At 72.4% G+C, this 9,902-nt stretch carries 8 protein-coding genes and 2 pseudogenes; 2 read left to right on the top strand and 8 right to left on the bottom strand.

What is annotated here, in order from left to right; genetic code table 11:
- Nucleotides 1-348: pseudogene (locus ACFV0G_RS23065) on the bottom strand (hypothetical protein); the annotation flags it as partial.
- 136 nt (nt 349-484) lie between these two features.
- Nucleotides 485-748, bottom strand: a pseudogene (locus tag ACFV0G_RS23060) (GNAT family N-acetyltransferase); the annotation flags it as partial.
- A gap of 162 nt (nt 749-910) precedes the next feature.
- On the opposite strand from ACFV0G_RS23060, the gene ACFV0G_RS23055 reads away from it, so the two are divergent.
- Nucleotides 911-1,780, top strand: coding sequence for an acyl-CoA thioester hydrolase/BAAT C-terminal domain-containing protein (locus ACFV0G_RS23055; RefSeq protein WP_380550958.1), 870 nt, complete (start codon nt 911-913; stop codon nt 1,778-1,780).
- A 1-nt stretch (nt 1,781) separates the two neighbouring features.
- Here ACFV0G_RS23055 and ACFV0G_RS23050 read toward each other — a convergent pair whose 3' ends face one another.
- Together ACFV0G_RS23050 and ACFV0G_RS23045 are read right to left on the bottom strand one after the other, a co-directional pair.
- On the bottom strand, nt 1,782-4,313 hold the full coding sequence (locus ACFV0G_RS23050; protein ID WP_380550955.1) for a DUF3376 domain-containing protein: 2,532 nt from the start codon (nt 4,311-4,313) through the stop codon (nt 1,782-1,784).
- Between the two features lie 129 nt (nt 4,314-4,442).
- Nucleotides 4,443-4,808: a DoxX family protein gene (locus ACFV0G_RS23045; RefSeq protein ID WP_380550952.1), complete on the bottom strand. Its 366-nt coding sequence runs from the start codon at nt 4,806-4,808 to the stop codon at nt 4,443-4,445.
- A gap of 105 nt (nt 4,809-4,913) precedes the next feature.
- Here ACFV0G_RS23045 and ACFV0G_RS23040 point away from each other — a divergent pair, with 105 nt between their 5' ends.
- Nucleotides 4,914-5,291 (top strand): winged helix-turn-helix transcriptional regulator, encoded by a 378-nt coding sequence (locus tag ACFV0G_RS23040; protein WP_380550949.1) that lies wholly within the window; start codon nt 4,914-4,916, stop codon nt 5,289-5,291.
- Nucleotides 5,292-5,369: 78 nt separating this feature from the next.
- Here the strand turns inward: ACFV0G_RS23040 and ACFV0G_RS23035 are convergent, their stop codons facing one another.
- From ACFV0G_RS23035 to ACFV0G_RS23020, 4 genes are all read right to left on the bottom strand, one after another.
- A complete protein-coding gene (locus ACFV0G_RS23035; protein WP_380550946.1) occupies nt 5,370-7,883 on the bottom strand; it encodes an alpha-amylase family glycosyl hydrolase in 2,514 nt (837 codons plus the stop codon).
- A gap of 365 nt (nt 7,884-8,248) precedes the next feature.
- A complete protein-coding gene (locus ACFV0G_RS23030) occupies nt 8,249-8,659 on the bottom strand; it encodes a hypothetical protein (RefSeq protein ID WP_380550943.1) in 411 nt (136 codons plus the stop codon).
- Nucleotides 8,660-8,720: 61 nt separating this feature from the next.
- On the bottom strand, nt 8,721-9,119 hold the full coding sequence (locus ACFV0G_RS23025) for a roadblock/LC7 domain-containing protein (protein ID WP_380550941.1): 399 nt from the start codon (nt 9,117-9,119) through the stop codon (nt 8,721-8,723).
- A gap of 73 nt (nt 9,120-9,192) precedes the next feature.
- A partial coding sequence (locus ACFV0G_RS23020) for a MarR family transcriptional regulator (RefSeq protein ID WP_380550938.1) occupies nt 9,193-9,902 on the bottom strand: 710 nt, incomplete at its 5' end.

Here is a 9,902-nt window from a genome sequence, read left to right as displayed (position 1 = left end):
GCCGCGTAGTCCACGTACTCGTTGGGCGAGCCGAGCCGGGAGGCCGCGGAGCCGACGTTCACGATCGCGGGGGGGGGGGGCCGCGCGGGGCGGGGCGCGGGCGCGCCCGCGCGCCCCGGCGCGGCGGCGGGCGCGCGCCCCCCACCCACCCGCCCCCCCCGCGGCCGCGATGTTGAGCACGATCGAGGCCGCGATCGCGAGGCCGACGCTCCACAGCAGCGCACCCCGGTACGGCGCCGCGCTGAGCGGCCCGCCGCCCGCCCGGCCGAGGACGACCGCCGCGTAGGACGCATAGGCGCAGACCGTCACCAGGACCATGATCCAGGCCCGCTTCTCTTCGGTTGCCACGGCATGAAGGTAAAACAAGCCGGACACCGTGTCAAAGATTGTTTACCTCTCCCGGCAGGGGGCGGCCCCGAGGCTGCGGCGGCACGGCGGTGGCCGGGCGGAGGCGCCGCCGATGTCAGACCTGCTGCACCCGGAGCCGGACGGCCGGCAGGTGGCGGCCGTGCTCGCCGAGGAACGGGTCCTCGACGTCGAGGACCGACTCGCCGTCGGTGGACCAGCCGCGCGCGGTCAGCGCCCGCGGGACGTCCAGCAACCGCACCCAGAGCCGGTCGGAGTCGCCGCTCACCGTGCCGGCGCCGAAGTCCGCGAACTGCCGGCGCAGCGGGTGCCCGGTCGGGATGTGGTTGAACGCCACCCGGGACACCAGGTCGTGCCCGAGCAGGAACCGGGCCAGGGCCGACCGGCGCTGCCTCCTCGGTGCCGACGGGCCGTCCGTCCGGCGTCCAGCCCCCGCCGGGGCAAGCGAATGAGCGCCGGACCCGGGGCGGCTGACGGCGCGCCGGCTCTGCGAGGATGTCGATGGTTACGCGTCAGGTGAGTCCCGTCCGAGCGAGGAGACCCCGTGATCGTCGTCGAGCACGAGCTGACGGCCCCGTGGCAGGGCGTCCTGATGGAGCCGGCGGCGGGCAGCGGCGCGGGCGTCGTCGTGCTGGCCGGGTCGAGCGGCCGGGTGGACCGCCGACGGGCGAGGCTCCTCGCCGAGCAGGGCCTGCTCGCTCTGGCGGTGCGCTGGTTCGGCGGACCGGGGCAGCCGGCGGGGATCTGCGAGGTACCGCTGGAGACGTTCGTTGCGGCCGTCGACCTGCTGGAGTCCCGTGGGGCGGAGCGCGTCGGGATGTTCGGCTGGTCCAAGGGCGCCGAGGCCGCGCTGCTCACAGCGGTGCACGAGCCGCGTGTCCGCGCGCTGGTGGCCGTCTCTCCGACGTCGCTGGTCTGGTGCAACCTGGGGCCGGGGCTCGACGGGCGTGAGCGGCCGTACCGGTCCTGCTGGACCTGGCAGGGCCGACCGCTGCCCTTCGTGCCGATGAACGAATCCTGGCAGCCCGCGGAGCAGGACGGTCCGGTGGCGGTCCGCGGCTCGTACGAACTCAGTGAGCGGACCTTCGCCCGGCAGCTGGACGCCGCCGCGATCCCGGTGGAGAAGGCGTCCGCCGAGGTGCTGCTCGTCGCCGGCGGCGACGACGAGATGTGGCCCTCCCTGCGGTACGCCGAGCAGTTGGCTGCGCGACGCCGAGCGGCGGGCCTCCCCGTCCACCTGGTGGCCCGGGAGGACGCCGGGCACCGGCCGTCCTTCCCCGGCGAAGGCCCCGCCGCGCCCTCGGAGGCCTTCCGGTACGGCGGGACGGACCGGAGCGACGCCCTGCTCGGCGAGGCGGCCTGGGCACCCGCCCTCGGCCTGCTCCACGGCGGGCTGCGCCTGCCGCCCGCATGAGTCAGAGCAGCAGAGCGCCCACGAGGACGCCCAAGGCGATGAGCGCCACGACCGCCACCGCCGTCAGGACGATCGCGGCGCAGCCCAGCGCCTTCCCCAGGCTCCGTCGAGGGCCCGTCTCCCCGGCCCTCGGACGCCAGAACCAGCACGCCAGCGACCAGAGCAGGGCCACGCTGCCGCAGATGCGCTGCCAGGCCCAGTGCTGCCGGCGCTTCAGGCCCTGCCTGGCGCTCTGCAGAACGGCCACGGCGTTCTCGCCGGCGGTCCGGAGCAGGTCGATCTCCGGCCGGCCGAGGAGCATCGAATCGCTGGAGTTCCGCAGTCGGGCCAGGCGGTCCGTCATGGCGGCGACCGGGTCCGGGGTGCCGGGACTGTCCGCCTTCATGATCAGCTCATGGAGCTCGCGTTCCAGGTCGCCCTCGTCCGGTGCGATCAGCGGCAGCAGATGATGTGCGGCGTCCAGGCGGCCCCAGACGAAGTCGGAACGCCGCCAGTCGGTGTTGATGAAGGCGCCGAAGTGCCGGAAGCGGATACCGAAGAGCTTCCGGTCATTCAGGCTCCGCTCCCAGTCCTGCCGGAAGAGCCGGCCCGTGGAGTCCGGGCCGAGCCGCAGGAACCTGAAGCGCGGCGTCGGTTGTTCGAGCACATCCGTGGCCGGGGCGCACGCCGTGGTCACCACCTCGACCGCCAGGAACGCGGAGACGACCTCCTCCGGGCGCGTCCAGCGCCCGGCTCCCAGGAGGCGCAGCGCATCGAGGAAGGCGGCAGCGCCACGCCGCACCTGCTGCCCCAGCACCTCCCGGATGCGCAGATCGCTGTACAGGGTGCTGATCAGGCCGGCGGCCTCGACCACGCCGAGCCGGGTCTCCTTGGCGCGCCGTACCTGGCGTACGGCCTCGGCCTCGTCCCGGACGGCGATGGCCCGCAGCAGGCACTGGTTGATCTCCCGAGCGCGCTCCTGCAGGGTACGGGCGACGTCGGGGGTGTAGGGCCGTGCGGCGGTGTCCGTCGGCCGCTGTGCCTGCACCAGGCTCTGGTTGAGGTGGCCCCCGAGGGTGGTGAGGAGCCTGACCGCCGCGGTGATGCCCCACTCCCACTGGTCGAGGTCGGGCGAGGTGAGCGCGGCGGCCGGCCCGGACGGCCCGGGCGTGCCCCCGTTCGGCGGAGGAAGCCAGTTGAGCGGCTGATGGACGACGCTCTCGATCTCCTCCTCCGTCAGCTGCGGCGGCGAGGCGATCGGGGTGGCGGCCTCGGCGTCGCCGGGCAGGGCCAGGGTCTGCAGGACGAGCGCCTTGGCCCGGGAGCGCCGGTATTCGTCGGCGAGGTGCACGGCGGCCTCGGCCAGCCGCCCGGCAAGGGCGGCCGCGGCGCCCTCGCCGGAGTCGTTCCGCGGCAGCAGGCGGTCGAACAGGTCGTCACCGGGGCTGCGGACGCTGCCCTTCAGCCGTTGGTCGAGGTCCTCGGTGCTGGAGCGGAAGTCCGCCTCCTGCGGGTAGCTGAGGGCACTGAGGGCGACGGTGAGGGCGCCGATCTCGTCGCAGGCCGCCTGGTGGGCGCGCTCGTCCGCGAGCGTGCCGGCGGAGGGAACGACGTAGACGAGGACGCGGTCGACCGGCCGGTCCTCGATCGGCCGCCGGGCGATCTCGTCGAGAACCGGCCCGAACGGGGCGTTGTTGAGCACGCCGCCGTCCATCACACAGCTGGCCCCCTGTGCGAAGCCCTTCTCCGGCAGGACGCGGTAGGGGACCAGGAGGTCCTCGCTGACCGGCCGGAACGCCGCCGGGTAGCTCGCGGTGAGGCGCGCGGCCAGCACGAGCGGCTCGTCGTTGCGGAACTCGGTGACGGCGTCCTCGGTGACGAGTTCCCAGGTCGAGGGGGAGCGCGTCCGGTCGCAGACGTAGCGGATCACGCGGCGGGTGCTGCCGAAGCGGTACACCCGCCGGTGGTCGCGGACGTCGAACTTCTGGTCGAAGCCGTCCTGGAACTGCCGTGACGGGCCGTCCAGCGCGGTGCCCGTGACGAAGAGGGTGACGTTCCCGGGCGGACGGGCGCCCTCGGACCTCGGGATCGCCTCCTCGATCGTCGCCTTGAAGAACTCTCCGTTGAACAGGGAGTTGGGCGGCCGGCCCGTGCCGTCCCGGGAGAGGAGGCTCTTGAGGTCGGCAGACTTCTCCCACATGTCGCGCAGGCCGGGCAGGCTGCCGCCCCGGGCGATCGCCGTGGCGAGCAGCAGGCCGTTGAGGCCGCCCGCGGACGTACCGGAGATGATGTCGACGGTCACCTCCTTGCGGTTCCGCCGCAGGAGGTCGAGCCAGAAGTCGAAGACCGGGCGGTCGTCGGCCGCGGGCTCACTCGGGGTCACGCCCTTGTCGGGGGACAGGTGTTGGGAGGCCAGCCGGAGCAGGTTGAGCTCGTGCACCACCCCGCCCATCCAGACCGCCAGGCTGACACCGCCGTTCATCACCAGCGCAAGGCGCAGCTCCACCGACTCGCGGTCGGGTCCGGCAGCGCCGGTGCTCTGCTCGTCGGCCATAGCCCTACCGTGCACGAACCGGCCGCCGGTGCGGACCGCGCCCCGTCCCGCACCCGCCACGTTCACCCGGCCGGAGGTACCCGGGCAGCGCTCCGGGGTGCCGGGCGGGCCCCGGGGCGCCGGCCCCGGTCAGACCCAGGCGGTCCCCAGCCAGGCCGCGGCCGCGGCGGCGGCGAGCAGGACGATGTTGAGGCCCGTCTCGCGCACCTCGCCGCGCGACAGGTGCAGGGCCATGCCGCCGATCTGCACCAGGACCAGGCCGAGCGCCGCGGCGACGGCGAGCCAGCCGGCGATCCCGGTGAGGGGCGGGAGGAGCAGGCCGAGCGCGCCGAGGACCTCCAGCCCGCCGATCAGCCCGACCAGCGGCATCGGCACGGTGTCCACCCAGGCCATCATGGGCCGCAGTCGTTCCCGGTCCTGGAAGAGCTTCTTGCCGCCCGCATAGGCGTAGAACAGGGCGAGGAGCGCGGCGAGGCTCCAGTAGGCGATGTGCATCGGGACCCCTGGTATCGGTTGCGGAACGTGGGTGGCGTCATCATGGGTCACCGTCGGGACGCGTACAAAAGGCACACGGATGTGGGCAAGGCACAAGGAGCTGTCATGTCGCAGTACGAGCACACCTGCATGATCAAGGGGGACGGCGGCCGGACCGTCCGCGCGGTGCTGGACCGGATCTGCGACAAGTGGACGCTGCTCGTGGTGGCCACGCTCGACGAGGGACGGCTGCGCTTCACCGACCTGCACCGGCACATCCCCGGTGTCTCGCAGCGGATGCTGACCCTGACCCTGCGCAACCTCGAAAAGGACGGGCTGGTCTCCCGCACCGCCTACGCGGAGGTGCCGCCGCGCGTCGAGTACGCGCTGACGCCCATGGGGAAGAGCCTGATTCCTCCCGCGCTGGCCCTCGCGAGCTGGGCCGTCGAGCACAACGCGCAGATCCTGGCCAGCAGGGACGCCTACGGCGCCCGCGGCGAGTGAGCCCCGGCCGGACAGCGCCCGGGACGGTGCCGAACCCCGCGGCGAGGGGCCGTGCACCGTGCCGGGCCGTCCGAGCGGTCAGGCCTTCCGGAAGACGGTGACCGCCAGCGACGCACAGGCGGTGTCCGAGGCGGCGACGGCCCCGGTGGTGTCCAGGACCTTGGTCCAACTGCCCGCGGGCAGGGTCACGTTGTAGGTGGAGCCGGTCGGGTTGTCGACGACGACGGTGTCGTAGGCGGTCGGGGCGGCGGGGTCGGAGCTGATCCGGCCGATCACCACGGAGCCGTCGGTCTGCGCGGTCATCCGGTCGTGGACGGCGGCCCAGGTCGTCAGGCGCAGGGCCGGGGCGGACTTCCTGAGCGCGATCGCGTCCCGGTAGTAGCGGAAGACGGCCGCGTTGGCGGTCTTGTCGCCCCAGTGGATCGCGTTGACGGCATCGGAGGCGTTGTAGGAGTTCTTGGCGGTGGTGTAGTCGCCGTTCACCACCTTGGAGCGGAGGAACTCGTCGCCCTCGGCGATGACCGGGATGCCCTGCGAGGTGAGGACCATGCCGGCCGCGAACCGGTCGATGAGCCCGGCGGTGCCGGCCGCACCACCGCCGGCACCGGAGTAGGTGATCTTGTCGTAGAGGTTGAGGTTGTCGTGGATCGACGCGTAGTTCATCGTCTGCTCCGGATCCTCGGCGAAGGCCGGGGTCCACAGGTTGGCGACCGGTGAGGTGCTGTCGGCATCGGTCGGTGACCCGCGCAGGCCGAAGGCGATGGCCCCGGCGTTGCCCGAACCGCCCATGTAGGCCATCACGTTAGTGTCGGTGCCACCGCGGATCGCGTCGCGGTAGACGCCGTTGAAGACGCCGACGTGGGCGGGTGCGAGCGCGGGGACGTTGCCGTAGCGGACCTTCTGCGCCTCCTGGGCGTCGGTGGCTCCGCCGTTCCACGGCTCGCCGTACAGGAGCAGATTGCGGTCCGGGTAGACGGTGTTGAGGCGGTTCGCCCAGGCGGCGAGGTTGTTCGAGTAGTGCACGCCGACCAGGTCGAAGCGGAAGCCGTCGACGTTGTAGTCGCGGACCCAGTGCTCGAGGGAGTCCTGGATCATGCGGCTGACCATCGGGTTGCCGTCGTCGATCGAGTTGCCGGTGCCGGACAGGTCGGTGGGGGTGTAGTACTCGGAGGTGATCCCGCCGAGGACGGACGTGCTGTAGGTGTGGTTGTAGACCACGTCCATGACGACCCGGATGCCGTTCTTGTGGAATTCGTTGACCATGTCCTTGAATTCCCGGATCCGGTCCTCGGGCAGGGTGAACTGGGAGAACTGCTCCTCGGGGACGTTGTAGTCCACCGGGTCGTAGCCCCAGTTGGGCACCGTGCTGCCGAAGTCGAACGACGGCATCAACTGGACGGTGTTGACGCCCAGTTCCTTGAGGTGGTCGATGCCCGTCCGGGCGCCGTTGTCGGTGGTGCCGGTCTGTACCAGGCCGAGGAACTTGCCGCGCTTGGCCGCATCGACGCCGGAGCTCGGGTCGATGGTGAAGTCGCGCACGCTCAGCTCGTAGACCACCGCGTCCTCGCGGTTGGCGAGCGCCGGGCGGGGCGCCCAGCTGCCGCCGGTCGGCAGGATCGAGGCGGTGTCGACCACGATGCCCTGGGTGGTGCCGGGGCTGACCATCTGGGCGTAGGGATCCCGCACGGCGGCGCCGCCGACCGAGAAGTGGTAGCCCTGACCCTTGAGGTCACCGCTGACCACCGCCTGGTAGACGTTGGTGTACCCGCTGACCGTCGCGGGGCTCAGCGGGTAGGTGGTGCCGCCGACGCTCACGGAGACGTTCGTGCTGTCCGGGGACCAGATCCGGAAGGTGGTCGCGGCGGGCGTGTAGAGCGCGCCGAGGGTGTCGGGTGCCGTGCCGCCGCTGCCGCCGGTGCTCTGCACCGACAGCAGGTGGCCGGCGGAGCTGTACGAGAAGACCGTGGTGGCGCCGCTGCCGGGGACGGTGAAGCCGATGTTGGCCCCGCCGGCCGCGCCGCCCGCGCCGTAGTTCTCCGTCCAGGACTGCCCGACGGTGACCTTGGTGTTCCACGACCCGGCCGGGATCGCGGTGGTGGTGTAGGTGAACACGCCGTCGCCGTCCGGGTCCTGCAGCACGGTCGTGGCGCAGGTGGGGGACCAGTCGGCCGAGCAGCCGAGTTCGGACTGGAAGTCGCCGACGGCGGTGACGACCGGCTGGTTGGCGTTCTCGGTGACCAGATGGGTGGCCGGGTCGTAGACGAAGGTGACGGCCTTGCCGCCGGCCGGGACGCTCAGCGAGATGTTCGCCCCACCGGCGGCGCCGTTCGCCCCGTAGTTCTCGGTCCAGCCGTTGTCGATCGCGACCTTGTACTCGAAGCTGCCGCCCGGCAGCGTGAACGTGCCGGACCACTTGCCGTCGGCCCGCCTGGTCAGCTGCGCCTGCGGGCAGGCGGGCAGCCAGTCGGCGGTGCAGCCGATCTCGCTGTCGAAGGTGCCGGGCAGGCTCACCGCGGTGGGTGCGGCGGTCGCCGAGGTCGCCGAGAGGCCGACGATGCCGCCGCCGAGCAGGACCGCGGCCGTGGTGAACACGGTTGCGCGATGTGATCTCGCACGAGGTGGGGCTGTGCGACGCATGGAGTTGCCTCCTGGGCATGCCGAGGAGGCGCCGGGGCGGTACTCGGGCGACCGCGCGGCGGGCTCTCGGCGGGGGAGCGGGTGGGGGTACGGCTGCCGCTCCCGCCCCGGTGGACCCGGATTCTGCAGGACGGGAGTCGTGCCGCGCGATGACGATCCCGCCCGGGTGATGGCACGTCAAGGTGCCCGCAGAGAATTTCTGAAACTTGCGGAAACATCATGCGATGGCGCCCGGTGCTGCTGGAGACGGTGGCAGCGGCCGGCGATGCCCGCGCGGCCGCCGGGCCGGGGAGGCGCGGGGACTCCCCGGCCCGGGCGGGTCACAGCCGGCCCTGGTCCTTGAGGACGCGCCGGGCCTGGGCGAAGAGCATGCCGACATTGACGCTGTTGCGGCAGACCACGACGGCGACCACCTCGTCCGCGCTGTCGACCCGCAGGAACAGGTGCGCCAGGTTGTCACTGTTGACCAGGATCTCCTGGAAGTAGTGGCGGTCGCTCACGACCCCCCGGCGCTCCTTGAAGATGCCCTCGATCATGACCACGTTGCGGCCCTGGAAGAGGTCGAGAGTGGCGGCCGCGAGCATGTCGAGCACCTCCGGCGGGTGCGAGTCGACGGTCTCGACCGAGAGCAGCATCCCGGTCGACATGTCGATGATGCCCGCGGCGAGGCACTCCGGTACCTCGGCCCGGAGCGTCTTGACCAGACTCAGCACCCGATCCGACATGCTCATGGGTCCACCTGTTCCTGTGGGGCTCACGGTTCTCCTTCGCTTGCTGTGATGTGGTGCGGATTCAGGTCCGGGACGGGGCCCGGTCGGGGGCGGTGAGCACGCGGTCGATGCGCTCGGCCACCGCCTGCGACTCGGTGTGCAGGCGCTCGACGTCCAGGCCGGCGTCGCCGAGGACGGTCAGCAGGCCCATCTCGCCGACGGGTTGGACGACCAGGTACCCGTGGCCGAAATGGGCCACCGTGCGGTGCAGTGCGCCCTTGCCGGTGGCCTGCCCGCTGCGGCGGGCGAGCCCCAGGGCGGCCGCGGCCAGCGCGGCCAGGCACTCGGAGTCGACCTCCTCGTCGGTGTCCGCCGCGATCAGCAGGCCGTCGCCGGCCGCCACGGCGAGGTCGGTGACCCCGACCACCCGCTCGCGGAGCCCACACAATTCGGCGACCAGATCGCCTTGCTCGCTGCTCACACAACTCCTCGTCGGCGAATCGGAAATAGCCGCGATGAATCCATGTCCAGAGGTGACGGATATGTGGACGGAATCAATCGGTTGGCAGTCGGTGACCGGTCACCGGGCGCAGCGGAAGAACATTTCTGTCCAGTGCTGTCCCGTCGTCGTCCGGTCGGGCGGTGCGGCGTTTCGGCAGTTGTTCGCGCGGTGCGACGACCAGCAGGCCCTCGGTCAGCAGGCGGGACGCCTCGACCGTGACGGCATAGACGCCGCGGCCGAGCAGGAACGCGATGTCGCGGGCCGTCCGCCGGCCGTTGACGTACCGAAGCAGCTCCCGGCGCGCGTCCGACGCGAGCGGGGAGGCCGCCAGGCGGTCGTGGAACGGGGACAGCGGAGTGCGCAGCGAGTCGAGCGCGCGCAGCCGCCGCTCGGTCTCGTGGAGCAGCCACTCGGGGTCGATGCCGGCCGGCGGGGCCAGCCGGGGCGCGGCCGCCGCGTCGGTGAGCGTGCAGCCGTCGACGCGTCCCACGGCCACCGCGAACGCCCCGTCCATCGCCGCCATCGTGCAGATCAGCTGCAGCTCCGCCGCTCCCACCAGCGCTCGGGTCACCAGGTCCTCGCCCGTGCTGCCGCCCGCGGCGCCGACCCGGCAGGCGGCGGCCCACTCGGCCTCGCCCACCCGGCCGGTGCGCAGCAGCAGGGTGGCGGCGTCCGGCGCGCCGGGGGAGTCGACGGCGGTGATGCGCCCGCACGTCAGGTGGAACACGCCGCCGGGATCGCCCAGCACGCGCAGCATGCCCG

This window comes from Kitasatospora sp. NPDC059571, assembly GCF_042735675.1.
Taxonomy (GTDB): domain Bacteria; phylum Actinomycetota; class Actinomycetes; order Streptomycetales; family Streptomycetaceae; genus Kitasatospora.
Note: the sequence above shows the minus strand (reverse complement) of the source record. Positions and strands in the feature narration are given on the sequence as shown.

Bases quoted from the DNA above. Each gene is read 5' to 3' on its own strand.
- ACFV0G_RS23040 (WP_380550949.1), top strand. From the start codon at position 4,914: ATGTCGCAGTACGAGCACACCTGCATGATCAAGGGGGACGGCGGCCGG.
- ACFV0G_RS23030 (WP_380550943.1), bottom strand. From the start codon at position 8,659: ATGAGCATGTCGGATCGGGTGCTGAGTCTGGTCAAGACGCTCCGGGCC.
- ACFV0G_RS23045 (WP_380550952.1), bottom strand. From the start codon at position 4,808: ATGCACATCGCCTACTGGAGCCTCGCCGCGCTCCTCGCCCTGTTCTAC.
- ACFV0G_RS23050 (WP_380550955.1), bottom strand. From the start codon at position 4,313: ATGGCCGACGAGCAGAGCACCGGCGCTGCCGGACCCGACCGCGAGTCG.